This window comes from Streptomyces sp. NPDC059142, from assembly GCF_042755665.1.
GTDB lineage: Bacteria > Actinomycetota > Actinomycetes > Streptomycetales > Streptomycetaceae > Streptomyces.
This window is the reverse complement of sequence record NZ_JBHZDA010000008.1, coordinates 1-14,464: the sequence shown is the minus strand read 5'-3', so window position 1 is coordinate 14,464 and position 14,464 is coordinate 1. Positions and strand designations below refer to the sequence as shown.

14 protein-coding genes are annotated in these 14,464 nt (G+C 72.2%); 5 read left to right on the top strand and 9 right to left on the bottom strand.

Features of this window, described 5'->3' with window-relative positions; all coding sequences use genetic code 11:
* Window positions 1–112: 112 nt before the first annotated feature.
* Together ACFXPK_RS05400 and ACFXPK_RS05395 are read right to left on the bottom strand one after the other, a co-directional pair.
* Window positions 113–1,471, bottom strand: coding sequence for a gluconate:H+ symporter (locus ACFXPK_RS05400; RefSeq protein ID WP_385071895.1), 1,359 nt, complete (start codon window positions 1,469–1,471; stop codon window positions 113–115).
* Complete coding sequence (locus ACFXPK_RS05395) at window positions 1,468–2,913, bottom strand: homoserine dehydrogenase (RefSeq protein ID WP_385071891.1); 1,446 nt, start codon at window positions 2,911–2,913, stop codon at window positions 1,468–1,470. The genes ACFXPK_RS05400 and ACFXPK_RS05395 overlap by 4 nt, the downstream gene beginning before the upstream one ends.
* 209 nt (window positions 2,914–3,122) lie before the next feature.
* On the opposite strand from ACFXPK_RS05395, the gene otnK reads away from it, so the two are divergent.
* Both otnK and ACFXPK_RS05385 read left to right on the top strand, forming a co-directional pair.
* The gene (gene otnK / locus ACFXPK_RS05390) at window positions 3,123–4,415 is read left to right on the top strand and encodes a 3-oxo-tetronate kinase (RefSeq protein WP_385071888.1); all 1,293 of its coding nucleotides are present in this window, start codon (window positions 3,123–3,125) and stop codon (window positions 4,413–4,415) included.
* Window positions 4,412–5,086 (top strand): class II aldolase/adducin family protein, encoded by a 675-nt coding sequence (locus ACFXPK_RS05385; protein ID WP_385071886.1) that lies wholly within the window; start codon window positions 4,412–4,414, stop codon window positions 5,084–5,086. The genes otnK and ACFXPK_RS05385 overlap by 4 nt, the downstream gene beginning before the upstream one ends.
* A gap of 104 nt (window positions 5,087–5,190) precedes the next feature.
* Here ACFXPK_RS05385 and ACFXPK_RS05380 read toward each other — a convergent pair whose 3' ends face one another.
* The 6 genes from ACFXPK_RS05380 to ACFXPK_RS05355 form a co-directional block, all read right to left on the bottom strand.
* Window positions 5,191–5,865, bottom strand: a complete 675-nt coding sequence (locus ACFXPK_RS05380; RefSeq protein ID WP_384997204.1) for a GntR family transcriptional regulator — start codon at window positions 5,863–5,865, stop codon at window positions 5,191–5,193.
* A gap of 127 nt (window positions 5,866–5,992) precedes the next feature.
* Entirely contained in the window at window positions 5,993–7,489 is a 1,497-nt protein-coding gene (locus ACFXPK_RS05375) for an aldehyde dehydrogenase (protein WP_385071884.1), read from the bottom strand.
* Window positions 7,486–8,292: an alpha/beta fold hydrolase gene (locus ACFXPK_RS05370; RefSeq protein WP_385071882.1), complete on the bottom strand. Its 807-nt coding sequence runs from the start codon at window positions 8,290–8,292 to the stop codon at window positions 7,486–7,488. Before ACFXPK_RS05370 ends, ACFXPK_RS05375 begins: the two co-directional genes overlap by 4 nt.
* Window positions 8,289–8,840 (bottom strand): amino acid synthesis family protein, encoded by a 552-nt coding sequence (locus ACFXPK_RS05365; protein ID WP_385071880.1) that lies wholly within the window; start codon window positions 8,838–8,840, stop codon window positions 8,289–8,291. Before ACFXPK_RS05365 ends, ACFXPK_RS05370 begins: the two co-directional genes overlap by 4 nt.
* Window positions 8,837–9,433, bottom strand: a complete 597-nt coding sequence (locus tag ACFXPK_RS05360) for an amino acid synthesis family protein (protein WP_384997211.1) — start codon at window positions 9,431–9,433, stop codon at window positions 8,837–8,839. Before ACFXPK_RS05360 ends, ACFXPK_RS05365 begins: the two co-directional genes overlap by 4 nt.
* Window positions 9,430–10,584, bottom strand: coding sequence for an LLM class flavin-dependent oxidoreductase (locus ACFXPK_RS05355; protein ID WP_384997213.1), 1,155 nt, complete (start codon window positions 10,582–10,584; stop codon window positions 9,430–9,432). Before ACFXPK_RS05355 ends, ACFXPK_RS05360 begins: the two co-directional genes overlap by 4 nt.
* A gap of 181 nt (window positions 10,585–10,765) precedes the next feature.
* Between ACFXPK_RS05355 and ACFXPK_RS05350 the strand changes: the two genes are divergently transcribed.
* The 3 genes from ACFXPK_RS05350 (at window position 10,766) to ACFXPK_RS05340 (ending at window position 14,039) form a co-directional block, all read left to right on the top strand.
* Window positions 10,766–11,704 carry a flavin reductase gene (locus tag ACFXPK_RS05350; protein ID WP_384997215.1) on the top strand — a complete coding sequence of 313 codons (939 nt, stop codon included), beginning with the start codon at window positions 10,766–10,768 and terminating at the stop codon, window positions 11,702–11,704.
* A gap of 34 nt (window positions 11,705–11,738) precedes the next feature.
* The gene (locus ACFXPK_RS05345; protein WP_385071875.1) at window positions 11,739–13,226 is read left to right on the top strand and encodes a purine-cytosine permease family protein; all 1,488 of its coding nucleotides are present in this window, start codon (window positions 11,739–11,741) and stop codon (window positions 13,224–13,226) included.
* Window positions 13,227–13,343: 117 nt separating this feature from the next.
* On the top strand, window positions 13,344–14,039 hold the full coding sequence (locus ACFXPK_RS05340) for a type 1 glutamine amidotransferase domain-containing protein (protein ID WP_384997218.1): 696 nt from the start codon (window positions 13,344–13,346) through the stop codon (window positions 14,037–14,039).
* 24 nt (window positions 14,040–14,063) lie between these two features.
* Here ACFXPK_RS05340 and ACFXPK_RS05335 read toward each other — a convergent pair whose 3' ends face one another.
* Complete coding sequence (locus tag ACFXPK_RS05335; RefSeq protein ID WP_385071871.1) at window positions 14,064–14,255, bottom strand: hypothetical protein; 192 nt, start codon at window positions 14,253–14,255, stop codon at window positions 14,064–14,066.
* Window positions 14,256–14,464 lie beyond the last annotated feature (209 nt).

Below are 14,464 nucleotides of genomic sequence, written 5' to 3'. Positions count from 1 at the left end.
TTTTTTTTTTTGTGGGGTTTGTTTTTTTTCTACAACCCCCCACACCGTTTCTTTACCAACCCCCCCCCCCCCCCCCCCCCCGGCGCGCCCCCCCCCCCCCCCACGGGTGCGGTCAGCCGTGCACGAACGCGCTGAGGAGCAGGACACCGCCGAGGCTCAGCAGCGACTGGAGCGAGAGCATCAGGGTCCAGGTGCGGAAGGTCTGCGCCACCGAGAGCTGGAAGTACTCCTTGAACAGCCAGAAACCGGAGTCGTTGACGTGGGAGAGCATCACGGCGCCCGAGGCGGTGGCGAGCACCATCAGCTCGGGTGAGGTGCCCGGGTAGGCGCCGAGCAGGGGCGCCACGATGCCGGTCGCGGCGGCGGTCGCCACCGTCGCCGAGCCGAGGCAGACCCGCAGCAGGGCCGCGACCAGCCAGCCGAGCAGCAGCGGGGGTATGGCCCAGTTCACGGCGTAGTCCGAGATCAGCTTGTCGATGCCGGTCTCCGTGAGCATGGCCTTCAGGCCGCCGCCCGCGCCCAGGATGAGGATGATGCCGCCCACCGGGCCGAGCCCCTTGGCCGCCATCTTCTGGAGCTGGCCCAGGCCGAAGCCGGACCGTACACCGAGGGCGAAGAAGGCGAAGACGACCGCGGCGAGCAGCGACAGCACGGAGGAGTCGCAGGCGGCGAAGAGGTCGTACGCCACCGTCCCCTCGGCCGTGTTGGCGGTGCCGATCGTGCCGATGAGCATGAGGCCGGGCGGCATCAGCACGGTGATCAGGGCGAAGGTGAGGGAGGCCGGCTTGCGCCGGTGCTCGGGCTCCACCACGGTCGACTGGACCGGGCCCTTGTCGAGGTCGGGCGCGGGTCCGAACCAGCGGCGTGCCACCCGGGTCAGTACGGGACCGGTCAGGACGGCCATGGGGATGCCGATGATCAGCCCGTACAGGATGGTCAGGCCGGTGCTCGCGCCGTAGGTGGAGACGGCCAGTGTGGGCGCCGGGTGCGGGGGCAGCAGGCCGTGGCTGACGTAGAGTCCGGCCGCCATGGGCAGCCCCACGTACAGCAGATGCGTCTGGGTGCGCTTGGCGACGGTGTACACCAGCGGTACGAGCATCACGAAGCTGACGTCGAACAGGTGCGGCATGCCGATCAGCAGCGCGGCGGCCGTGATCGCGGCGGGGATCCACCGGACGGGCCGGGCGCCGATGAAGGCGGTGGCGATCCGGTCGGCGCCGCCGGAGCCCAGCAGGATCCCGCCGAGCAGGGTGCCGAGGCCGATGGTCGGGCCCGTACTGGCCAGCGCGTCGCCGAAGCCGTCCTGGAACGCCTTGACCGCGGCGGCGGGGGCGATACCGGCGGTGATGCCCAGCCCCAGGGCCGCGAGCCCGAGGGCGAGGAACGGGTGGAGCTTGGCCTTGGTGATGAGCAGGACGAGGACGACGACGGCGCCGGCCCCGAGCAGCAGATGCTGGAGATCGGTGCTCACGCCGTGGTGTTCCCTTCCGTGACCGACGCGGCCGACGCCACCGGCGTGACCGCGGCGTCCGGGCAGGGCCGGGCCGCGCGGCCGGACCGCCAGGCGCGCAGCAGCGCGGGGTCGGCGTCCGCGAGGTCGCCCAGACGGATCGGCTCCCCCGCGGCGACGGGCCGCGCCAGCGTCGTGTGCGCGGCGAGGTAGAGCGGGGCGATGTCGTCGGGGACGGACTCGCCGCGCAGCAGCACCGCCTGGACGCCGGTGACGTCGTGGTGGTGGCCGCCCATGGTGAGCACGGTCCCGGCGGGCAGGTCGGTACGGGCGCGCCCGGCGAGCACCGCGTGCGCGCGGGGGTCGGTGCCCCCGGAGGGCCGGCCGTGCAGCACGGCCGACAGCAGGGTCACGGGCGCCTCGACGCCCATGAGGTGGTACGGCAGGTAAACCGCCGCGTACCGGCCGTCCGCGCTGACCACATGGCCCTTCTCCCGGAGGGTCTCCCAGGTCACCGGGTCACCGGTGCGGACGACGACGAAGACACCGCCGGCGAAGGAGGGCTCGCCGGGCAGCCGCAGGGCGCTGAAGACGTCCACGGCCCCGGTGCGGTCGAGGATGCCGCCGTCCTCGCGGGGCCGGTAGATGTCGGCGAGTTCGGCGATACGGGCCACCGGGTAGTGGAGCAGTTCGGTGTCGGGGCGGAAGCCCGTGCTGTTGGCCACCACGGCCATCTCGCAGTAGTCGGCGGTGGCGCCGGTGGGCAGGGCCGCCACGGCCTCGGCGCGGGCGCCGAGGGTGGCGCGCACATCGTCGCCCAGCTCCAGCAGACCGGCCAGCGCGGGCGCGGGCACGGTGGTGTCGAGCTGGCTGACGGTGCCCGCGCGGGGGTCGTGCACCAGGTCGTACTCGGTGGACTTGCCGATGGCCACGATGTCGAGGCCGAGCAGTTCGGCCCAGGTGACCAGGCCGATGAGGTTGGCCGGCTGGTCGCCGTCGGCCGTCGTGTAGACCAGCCCCTTCTCCTCGGCGAGGCTCGCCAGACACAGGCCGGCGACCGAGTCGACCTCCTTGCTGACCATCGCCACATGACGGCCCTCGGTCAGGGCCCGCTCCGCCATGGCGAAGCCGTCGGCCGGGCTGCCGGTCGCCTCGACCAGGATGTCCCAGTCCGCGGCCGTCAGCAGGTCGGCGTCGGCGATCAGGGCGATCCGCTCCCCCGCGACCGCGTCGGCGACGGCGGCGGCGTCGTGGCAGTCGGCCAGCCCGGTCGCGGGGTAGCCGAGTTCGGCCAGCATCCCGCGGAGCCGGGACAGGTCGCGGTCGCACAGGACGACCGGGGCGAGCCCGGGAATCGAACGGCTCTGGGCCAGGAGGGTCCGCGCGAAGCCACCCCCGGCGCCCGTCAGTGCGTACCGCACCGTCCGGTCGCCTCCGTCGGCGAACAAGTGACGCAGGTTCATGGGCTCTCCTCGATGAGCGCGCAAGGCAGGGGTGGTGCTTCTGGCGTGGTCGGCGGGGCGACGGGCTGATGAGCGCACACGGAAAGAAGCAGCGGGTTAACAACATCTATCACCAGATCCCATTCTCGTAAAGCCTGGTAACATAAATTCACAGATCAGCACGGTCGGCCGGTCGGGCCGCACCGACCCGCACCCACGCAGGAGATTTGATGCCGACCCTCGGGGCCATCGCAGACGACTTCACGGGAGCCACCGACCTTGCCACGATGCTGGTGGCGCGAGGGTTCCGGACCGTCGTCGCCGTCGGGCCCGACGCCCTGGAGACCTCCCCGTCGGGCACAGACCACCCCGCACTCGCCGACGCCGACGCGGTCGTGGTGGCCCTCAAGAGCCGCACCGCCCCGGTCGAGGAGGCCGTCGGTCTCTCCCTGCGGGCCCTGGGCGGCCTGCGCGCGCTCGGCTGTACGCGCTTCTACTTCAAGTACTGCTCGACCTTCGACTCCACCCCCCGCGGCAACATCGGGCCGGTCACGGACGCCCTGCTCGACGCGCTCGGCGCGGACCGCACCGTCGTCGTCCCCTCGTTCCCCGCGACCGGCCGCACCGTCTACCGGGGCCGGCTCTTCGTCCACGACGACCTGCTGGACGAGAGCCCGATGCGGCACCACCCCCTCACCCCGATGCGGGACTCCCGCGTCGACCGGCTCCTGGAGCCGCAGACCGGCCGCCCCGTCTCCCGGATCGGCCTGGAGACCGTCCGCGCCGGCGAGGACGCGCTGCGCGCCGCGCTGGACGATCCCGCGCGGGCCGGCGCGCTCACCGTCGTGGACGCCGTCGACGACCGGGACCTGGCCGTCATCGCCGGGGCCACCGGTGAGCTGCCCCTCGTCACCGGCGCCGCCGGTCTCGCGGTGGGACTCGTCGGCCCGCACCCCGGCGAGGCGCGGGCCCGGCCGGCCTCCCGCCCCGGCGATCCCGGGGTGGTCCTCGCCGGAAGCGCCTCGGCGGCCACCCGCGCCCAGGTCGCCCACGCCCTGGGGCGCCTGCCGCACCGGCGCCTCGACCCGGCGGCGCTCCGTACCGACTTCGACGCCACCGTCACCGGTCTGACCGGCTTCGTACGCGACTGCTGGCGCACCGATCCCGGCCGGCCGCCCCTGATCTACACCGTCGCCGCTCCGGAGGACGTCGAGGCGCGGACCCCGGACGGCGCGGAACCCGCCGCCGCACTCGTCGAGCGGGCCCTGGCGCGCTGCGCCGCGGCCCTCGTCGACGCCGGTGCCCGGCGGCTGCTCGTGGCCGGCGGCGAGACCTCGGGCGCCGTCGTCACCGCGCTGCGCGCCCGCACCCTCGGGATCGGCGCGCCCATCGCCCCCGGAGTCGCCTGGGCCACGACCGAGGCGTCCCCGACCGGTCGGCCCGTCACCCTCGACCTCGCCCTGAAGTCCGGCAACTTCGGCGGCACCGACATCTTCACCCAGGCATGGGAGCAGCTCGTATGACCGCCGCCCGCCGCGAACTCGCGCGCGCCGCCGCCCATCTGGCCTCCCTCGGCCTGAGCCCCGGCTCGTCCGGCAACATCAGCGTCCGCGAGGGCGACCGGATCCTCATCACCCCGACCGGCGCGGACCTGGCCGCCCTCGATCCGGACGCGCTGTCGGTGCTCCGCCTCGACGGCACCCACGCGGACGGGCCCCGGCCCTCCAAGGAGTTCCCGCTCCATCTGGCGTTCTACCGGCGCGAGTCCGCGACCGGGGCCGTGGTCCATCTGCACTCGCGCCACGCCGCCGCCGTGTCCTGCCGCCCGGCGTGGTCCGACCGCAGCGCCGTCCCCCCGCTCACCCCGTACTTCGTGATGCGGGTGGGCCAGACCCCGCTGCTGCCCTACGCCCACCCGGGCGACCCCGCGCAGGCGGCGGAGCTGGAGCGCCTGCCGTTCCCGTGCCGCGCGGCCCTCCTCCAGAACCACGGTCCCGTGGTCGCCGGCACCGGCCTGCGCGCCGCCACCGAGGCCGCCGTCGAGATCGAGGAGGTCTCGGCCCTGCTGCTGCTCCTGGGGGCGCACCCCACCCGGCTGCTGACCACGGCGGAGGCCGCGGCGCTCGCGGCGAAGTACGGCTCGTACTGGACGGAGGAGACCGTCCGCGACGAGGAGCTGTCCCCGGCGCGCTGACGGGCGGCGGGCCCGCACACCGACGAGGAGCGGGCCCGCGCCGGAGGGCGGGGCGCCGCGGCGGCCCGCCGGGGGTCCGGAGCGGGCCCGTACACGTGCGCCGGCTACCGGCCCCGTTCCCGCTCGTCCATGCCCGCCGTCAGCGCGTGGTGGCTGCGGCGGACGTGCTCGCGCATCACGCGCTCGGCGCCGTCGCCGTCCTTGGCCGCGATGAGGTCCAGCACATGGTGGTGTTCGCTGTCGGACTCGCGGGGGCGTCCGGGCTGCGACAGGGACGTACGGACCAGACGCGCGTAGGCGAGCTGGTTCATGAGGATGCGGTAGTGCGACTCCAGCTTGGTGTTGTCGGCACCGATGACGATCAGCTCGTGGAACTCGTGGACCAGACGGGCGTACGACTCGGTGTCGCCCGCGCGCACCGCCTCGTCGGCCTCGCTCATGTTGGCGTGCAGACGGTCCAGTTCGGGGACCCGGCCGCGCAGGGCGAGCAGCCGGGCGGCGGCGCCCTCGATCAGTTCCTTCATCTGGAACAGCTCGGTGATCTCACGCCGTGAGGGCACGGCCACGAACGTGCCCACACGGGGCCGTACCTCCACCAGCCCCTCGATCTGGAGCTGCTTCAGCGCCTCGCGGATCGGCGTGCGGCTGACGCCGAAGGTCTCCGACAGGGCCATCTCGGAGAGGCTGGAGGCGGGTTGCAGCTCCCCGCTGATGATCATGTTGCGCAGCTCTTCGGCCACCCGGGCCTGCATGCTCTTCTTCTGCAGGCGCTTGGTCACCCCACTGGGTTCTTGCATGGCACGTCACGCTATTGCAGGGCGGGATCCTGCGTCAAACCCTTGAACGGTACGAATCCACTGCCATGCAAGAAACCCTGTGCGTCGGACCGGTCACAGAAGGTGCCGGTCAGGACCGCAGGACGAACGGATCTCCGGCCGGCTCCTCGCTGGTGTTCACCCACACGCTCTTGAGCCGGGTGTACTCCCGGATGACCTCCGTGCCGTGCTCCACGCCCGCCCCACTGCTCTTGAAGCCCGATCGGGGGGACATCGGGGACATCGACCGGTAGGTGTTGGCCCACACGGTCCCCGCCTCCAGCCGGGCGGCCATCCGGTGGACCCGGTTGACGTCCCGCGTCCACACGCCCGCCGCCAGGCCGTACGGCGAGTCGTTGGCGATGGTGAGCGCCTCCTCCTCGGAGGCGAACGGCATGATCGTGGCGACCGGCCCGAAGATCTCCTCCCGGCAGATCCGCATCGAGTTGTCCGTACCGGTGAAGACGGTCGGCGCGTAGAAGTAGCCGCCGAGCCCGCCGGTGTCGGGCCGCGCGCCCCCGACGGCCACCGTGCCGCCCTCGGCGATGCCGAGTTCCACGTACGACTCGACCTTCGCGAGCTGGTCGGCGAGGGCCAGCGGGCCCAGTTCGGTGGACTCCTCCAGCGGGTCACCGATCCGGATGGTCGCGGCGCGGGCGGTGACGCGCTCCAGGATCTCCTCGTACACGTCCTGGTGGACCAGCACCCGGCTGCCCGCCACGCAGGTCTGGCCGGCCGCCGCGAAGATCCCCGCGATAACCCCCATCGCCGCGGAACCGAGGTCGGCGTCGGGGAAGACGATGTTGGGGGACTTGCCGCCGAGTTCCAGGGTGTAGCGCACGAGCCGGTCGGCGCAGGTACGGGCGATACGGCGGCCGGTGTCGGTGGAGCCGGTGAAGGTCACCTTGGCCACGTCAGGATGCTCGGTCAGGGGGGCGCCCGCCGTCACACCGCGGCCCGTCACCACATTGACCACGCCCGGCGGGAAGCCCGCCTCCTCGAAGAGCGGGGCCAGCGCCAGCAGGGAGGCCGAGGTGTGTTCGGAGGGTTTGACGACGACGGTGTTCCCGGCGGCGAGCGCGGGGGCGAGCTTCGTGGCCGTCAGCAGGAGCGGGGAGTTCCACGGGGTGATCGCGCCGACCACACCCAGCGGCTCCCGCAGGGTGTAGTTGAGCAGTTCCCGGCTCGCGCCCGGGACGACCTCGCCGTGGATCTTGTCGGCCAGTCCCGCGTAGTAGTGGAAGTACTCGGGCAGACCGGCCAGTTGGGCGCGCATCTCGCGCAGCAGTTTGCCGTTGTCGAGCGTTTCGGTGCGCGCCAGTTCCTCGGCGTGCTCGCCGATCAGCTCCGCGAGATTGCGGAGCAGGCGACCGCGCCGGGTCTGGCTCAGGTCGCGCCAGCGCGGGTCCTCGAAGGCGTGCCGGGCGGCGGCGACGGCGCGGTCGACATCGGGGGCCGTGCCGTCGGCGGCCAGGTACAGGGGCAGGCCCGTACTCGGGTTCACACTGTCGAAGTACGCGCCGGAGGCGGGCGGCACCCAGGCTCCGGCGATGTAGTGCTGGTGGTGCGGCAGGGAACTGTGGCTCATGCGGGACGACTCTCCTGTCCGGTCCGTGCGGTCGCACCGGTGTGCCGGACGATCGCTTCCGTGAGGGCGAGGGGGCGCTCCAACGGCAGCAGATGGCGCGCCCCGGGGACGGTCTGCGCGCTGCCTCCCGGGATGCGCGCGGCCAGCCGGCGGGACATGCCGGGGGTCGAGCCCGGGTCGTCCGCACCGGTGACCGCCAGCGTGGGCGCGGTGATCAGGGGCAGCTCGGGCCACAGCTCGGCGTCGGCGGTGGCGAAGACGTCGTAGCAGGCCAGGTACGAGGCCGGGTCGTTGGCCAGCAACCGCCGCAGGACGGTCTCGGCCAGGGCGGGTTCACGCGCGCGCCACTCCGCCGAGAACCAGCGGTCGACCGAGGCCCGCGCGGACTCCGCGAAGTCCTCCCGGGCCGTTCGCCTGCGCCGGGCGACGGCGTCCCGCTCCCGGGCGGTGCGGTCGGCGACCGAGCTGACCAGGGTGAGCGAGGCCGTCAGGTCGGGCCGTACGAGCGCCAGCCGCTGGGCGACGAGCGCGCCCAGGGAGAACCCCACCAGATGGGTGGGGCCTTCCAGGAGCGCCTCGACGTCGGCCGCCAGCTCCGCCAGGGACACTCCGGGCGCGGCGGGCGGCGAGGCGCCGTGGCCGCGCAGGTCGGCCGCGGTCACCCGGTGGGACTCCGTCAGGGCGGGCAGACAGCGGTCCCACATCGTCCGGTCCAGTCCCACCCCGTGGAGCAGGACGAGGCGGGGCCCGGCCCCGTACGACGTGTGGCTCAGCGGTACGGCGTGCCGGTCCTGGCCGGTCATCGTTCCGTCGACAGCGGGGCCAGCCGGGCCTGCGGGCGGCCCTGCGAGGCCGCCGCGAGCCCGATCACGATCTCGTCGGCGCGGGGGCCGTCGGGGACCCGCGCCTCGATGGTCTGGTGGTGCGAGCGGATGGTCGCGTCGGTGATGTGTTTGAGCGGGATGTCGAAGACGGCGCCGGCCGGGGCCCGCTTCTCCACGGCGGGCAGCAGGGTGGTGGCCTGGGCCGCCTTGCGGAAGTGGTCGCCGAACTTGAGCGTGTGGATGAGCGCGCTGCCGTGCTCGATCTCGCCGTCGAGGCCGACGACGGCGGCCTTCCCGTACGCCTCGACCGGCGCGCCGAGCGCTTCGACGACGCGCGGCGCGAGCAGTTCGCCGAGGGCGGGCGCCACCGCGTCGATGCCGGGGAGAAGGTCCTCGACGAAGCCCTGCCCCGCCCAGGGGTTCTCGATCACCGCGAGGACGACCGCCGTACGGGCGGGCGGGTCGACGGGGCTGCCGCCCTCGGTGTGGATGTCCTCGGTGAAGGTGATGATCTTGCGGATGTTCATCGGGCGTTCTCCAGGTCGGCGAGGCGGACGGCGGGGTCGGTACGGCGGTCCCCGATCCGGGCGTTGGGGCGGGGGCCTGACGAGGCGGCGGCGATCACGACGATCTCGTCGGGCCGGGGCGCGTCGGGCACCCGGATCTGGACGGTCTGGTAGTGGGAGCGGGTCGCCGCGGCGGTCTTGTGCCACAGCGGTACGGTGAGCGGTTCGCCCGCGGCCACGCGGTCGTCGTTGAAGACGATGATGGAGGTGCCCCCGGTCAGCTCCCGCAGGATGTTGCCGAAGTAGGGGGTGTGGATGAGCGCGCCGCCGTGCTCGGTCTCCCCGTCCAGGCCGACCATGGCTGCCTTGCCGAAGGCCTCGACCCGGTCGGCGCCGCCCAGGGCGTCGATCAGCCGGCCGGTGAGCAGCCGGCCCAGTTCGGGGGCGACCGCCTCCACCTCGGGCTGGAGGTCGGCGACGAGACCGCGGCCGGCCCACGGGTTGCGGATCACCGCGGCGGCGGCGACGCGCCGCACGGGGCGGGCGACCGGGCTGCCGAGTTCGAACAGGGTCTCGTCGACGAGGGTCACCACCTTCCGTACGAGGCGGCTCATGCGGCGAACTCCGGCATGACCTTCTCCGTGAACAGTTCCAGGCTGCGCATCGCCTTGCGGTGTGCGAGGCCGGGGTGGGTGGTCCACAGCAGCAGGTGTTCCAGACCCACCTCGTCGCGGAGTTCCGCGATCTTCTCCGCGACGTACTCGGGGGTGCCGACCAGCAGGTTGCGGTCCTGGAGGAAGTCGAAGGAGAGCTGGTGGGCGTCGGTGAGCTCTTCGCCGGCCTCCATCAGATTGCCGAGGCCGCGCCAGTGCATGATCCAGCGGTAGGTCGTCATCAGCGCCTCCTCGAAGTCGGCGCGGGCCTGTTCCATGGTGTCGGCGACGTACACGTCGCGGACCAGGCCGATGCCCTCGCCGAGGGCGTACGCGCGGCCCTGCGCCTCGGAGGCGGTGTCGCGGTACAGCTCGAAGCGTTCCTTGAGCGCGGACACGGGCGGCAGCCAGAAGATCCCCTGGACGCCGTCGGCGGCGGCGGACCTGATGGAACGGGGGCTGTCGATGACCTGCCACAGCGGCGGGTGGGGGCGTTGCAGGGGGAACGGGGTGACCTGCATCTTGGTGATCACACCGTCCGAGGTGTACTCCTCGGTGGCGGGCGAGAGCGGGTGGTTCCACTTCACACCGGGGGCGGGGAACTCGTGGAACCGGCCCTTGTGGGCGAAGAACTCGCCGCTCCAGGCCTTGCGCAGGATCTCCACGGTCTCGTCGTAGAGGGCCCGGTTCTGCTCCTGGTCGCGCGGGTCGGCGAGGGCGTTGAGATTGAGCGCCTCACGGCCGTAGAGGCCCCGGCCGAGTCCGACCTCGACCCGGCCTCCGGAGAGCTGGTCGAGCATCGCGAGGTCCTCGGCGAGCCGGAGCGGGTGCCAGAAGGTGGCGATGTTCGCCGCCTGGCCGATCCGGATGCGCTCCGTCCGTGCGGCGATGTCGGTCCCCATGAGCACCGGGTTGGGGGTGATCTCGATCGCCTCGTGCCCGAAGTGGTGCTCGGTGTACCAGGTGGACCAGAAGCCCGCCCGGTCGGCGGCGACGGCGAACTCCCGCGCTTCCCGCATGACATGGGCGTACTCGCCGAGCCGTCCCGGCGCTCCCAGGTTGTGAAAGATCGAGAACCTCATCGGGTGTCCTTTCCGTTCCTGCTGTGCCATGCAACGGAGGCTAGGAGTACCCGGAAGCGGTCGTCAAGGGGTGAGCGCCGCGCACGTTTCTGATCTCCGCGTTTTCCGGGCGCCTCACGGGCTGAGAGGTTTTTCCGCGAGGGGTGTTGACATCACTTGACCCCCTACCTACGGTCCTCTGCCATACAACAGCTTCGTTGAGGGGACTGTTATGAGCCGCATTGCCGATCACACCGTCACCGCCCCGGACCGGGTCGCACAGGTCCGTTCCGCCTGGCGGGCCGCCTGGGACCAGGGGGAGGTCGACGCCCTGGACGACCTGCTGAGCCCTTCGTACGTACGCCGCCGGGGCCCCGCGGGCACCCCACAGGACCGTGAACAGTTCAAGGAGTCCATCCGCGCCGTCCGGGAGGCGTTCCCCGACCTCAGGACCGAGATCGAGGACGTCGTCGAGGAGGGCGACGGTCTGGCGGTCCGCTGGCGCAGCACCGGCCGGCACACCGGTGCCTTTCTCGGGGTGCCGCCCACCGGGCGGCCGGTCGAGGTGTCCGGTGCCACCTTCGCCCGCTTCGGGGGCGGCGCGGTGACCGAGGAGTGGGTGACCTTCGACTCCCGGCAGCTCCTGGAGGCGCTCGGGATCATCACCACCGCGCACGGGGCCGCCGTCGACTCCGACCTGGTCCGTGGGGTGCACCGTAAGTTCATCACCGGTGTCACGGTGGTGACCACCGACGACGACGGCACCCCGCGCGGGCTGGCCGTCAACGCCTTCTCCAGCATCTCGCTCGACCCGCCGATGGTGCTCGTCTGCGTCCAGCGCAGCTCCTCCACCCATCCCGCGCTCCACCGGGCGAGCCATCTCGGTATCAGCATCCTCGCGGCGGAGCAGCTCGACGTCGCCAAGGTCTTCGCGGGCAAGGGCGACGACAAGTTCGACCGGATCTCCTGGACGCCCGGCGCGTTCGGCCCCCCGCTGATCGACGGCGCCTGCGCGCGGCTGGAGGTGGAGATCGGCGAGCGGCTGGAGGCCGGGAGCCACACCGTCTTCACCGGCCGGGTGGTCTCGGCCTGCCACACGGACCTCGCCCCGCTCGTCTACAGCGGCGGTGGCTTCTTCGACATCTCGCACACGGCTCCGCTGCCGTGGTGACTCCCCCTCATCACCGACCAGTCAGGAGCACGGCATGTCCCACGACTCCCCACCGGCAGGGTCCCCGGCGCCGGTGTACGGCAGCTCGGTCACCAAGGTCGAGCCCTTCGGGGTCGACCACATCCCCGACAACGAACGTCACGGCAAACCCAGTTCGCAGTTCTTCGTCTGGTTCGCCGCCGGTCTGAACTTCCCGATCATCCTGCTCGGGTTCAGCGCGAGCCGGCTGGGGCTGAGCTTCTCCGCCGCGGTCACGGCCATCGTCGTGGGGGCCGGGCTCGGCTCGGTCCTCATGGCCGTGATGTCCCGCATGGGGGTCCGGCTCGGCGTACCGCAGCAGATCCAGGCCCGCGGGCCGCTCGGTTTCTTCGGCAACTTCCTGCCCGTCGCCTACATCAACGTGTGCGCGGGGGTCGGCTGGGCGGCCGTGACCGTCATCCTCGGCGGCAAGGCGTTCGCCGAACTGACCCATCTGCCCTTCTGGTTGTGCGCGGCGCTGCTGACGCTGGTCGAGATGGTGGTGGCCGTCTTCGGCTACAACATGATCAATTTTCTCCAGCGGGCACTGACCTATGTGCTGACACCGCTGTTCGTCCTGATCACGGTCGTCGCGGTGGTCCGCGGCGGAACCATGTTCCAGGCCGACCCGCACGCGCCCGGGTTCGTCGGCACCACCGGCGGAATGATCACCTTCAGCGGCTGGTTCCTCTCCTTCCTCGTGGCGTGGGCGCCGTTCGCCTCCGACTACTCGCGCTATCTGCCGGACACCCGCGCGGTCGTCACCCGTACGACCTGGTACACCGGCCTCGGCAACTTCATCACCATCTGCTGGCTGGGCGTGCTGGGGGTGATCGTCGGCTCCGGCGCCACCAGCGAGGACGCCATCACGGCGCTCCACCAACTGGCGGGCCCCTTCGCCGTACCCGCCCTGATCGCCGTCGGTCTCTCCGCGCTGGCCCAGAACTTCCTGAACGTCTACGGCGGTGCCATCTCCGTCCAGACGCTGAAGATCCCCGTCACCCGTTCCCAGGCGGTCGTCGTGATCTGTCTGCTGGCCTACGCCATCAGCCTGTGGGGGGCGTCGGGCACCGAGGACAAGTTCAAGGTCTTCCTCAATCTGACCGCCTACTTCATCGCCCCGTTCGCCACCGTGCTGCTGCTCGACTACCACCTGGGCGGCCGCTCCGACGCCCGCCGCGTCTCCGAGCTGTACGACCGCTCCCGCGTCCTGGACTGGGGTTTCGTCGCGTGGGCCGTCGGCGTCGCCGCGTCGGTGCCGTTCTGGCAGTCACAGCTCTACACCGGGCCGTTCTCCGTGGCGTTCCCGGGCGCCGGCGACCTGAGCATGGCGGTCGCGGCGGCGGTGAGCGCCCTCGTCTACCTCCTCACCTACCGGCGTCCGCCCCTGTGGCGGCGCGGAAACACCGACCGCGCTGTCGGCGCCGACGGCTCTGCCGACGGCGCGCAGCCGCCGCCCGCGGATCTCGGGCGCCCCGGGGCGGTGACGGCGGACTCCCGCTGACACACCGTCCGCGCTCCGGCCCTCCGGCGGCCGACGGCCGACGGCCCGCATGCGTCGCATCGAACGCGTGTTTAGCATGGAATGAGCCGATTCCGACATGTCGCGAGGAGGCGTGTCATGGCGAAGGTGCTTTTCATAGTGAGCGGAGCGACGTACTGGGTGCTCAAGGACGGCACCAGATACGCGACAGGCTACTGGGCCGAGGAGTTCGCGACCCCCTACAAGGCGATGACGGACGCCGGACACGAGGTCGTGGTGGCGACACCCGGCGGTGTGACCCCGAACGTCGACATGATGAGCCTGCGCCCGGCCATGGCGGGCGGAGAGAAGGGAGCCCTGGAACTGGAGGAGATCATCCGCGACGCGGAGGCGATGCGGCGGCCGCTCAAGCTGTCGGACGTACGCCTGGAGGATTACGACGCGGTCTATCTGCCCGGCGGACACGGTCCGATGTCGGACCTGGCGTTCGACGCCGACGCGGGCCGGCTGCTGACGGCGCAGCTCGCCTCGGGCGACCCGCTCGCGATCGTGTGCCACGCACCGGCCGCGATGCTCGCCACCAGGATCCACGGGGAGTCGCCCTTCAGGGGCCGCAAGGTCACGGGCTTCACCAACGAGGAGGAGGAGGGAGTGGGGCTGGCCTCCAGGGCGACCTGGCTGCTGGAGGACGATCTGAAGAGCAAGGTCCGCGTCGACTACAGCCGCGGCGAGACCTGGAAGCCGTACATGGTGGAGGACGGCAACCTCATCACCGGGCAGAACCCCGCGTCCGCCGCGGTCCTGGCGGACCGCCTGTTGCAGGTCCTCGCGTGAGCGCCTGACGGCCCCGGGCGCCGGTCACTGCCCGGTCGACGTGTCCTCGCGGTCGCCGGGCTCCGGCGTGCCCGGGCCCTCGCCCCCCGCCCCGGGCGGTGGGTTCTCCGCAGCGGCCGGGCGGCCGGGCCGTGCGGTGGTGGTGGTGGGGGGCAGTGCGCCCGCCGGTGGACTGCCGGGCGCGGTGAAAGGGCTGAAGGCGAAGGGGTCGTCCATGCCCGATGTCTACTGCGCCGTCGCGCGGCCGGAGGGCCGCACGGCGCGGAGCGCGCACGGAGCAACCCGCAGAATCGTTCTTCGTCTGCTCCAAATGCCCGAAGCACACGGGAGGGTTGGACGACCGGACGGCCGAAGGGCGGGGCCCGGCGCCCCCCCGGCCGCGCGCGCCGGCGCGCCCCCGCACCGGGGGGCGCGGGCCCCGCCCG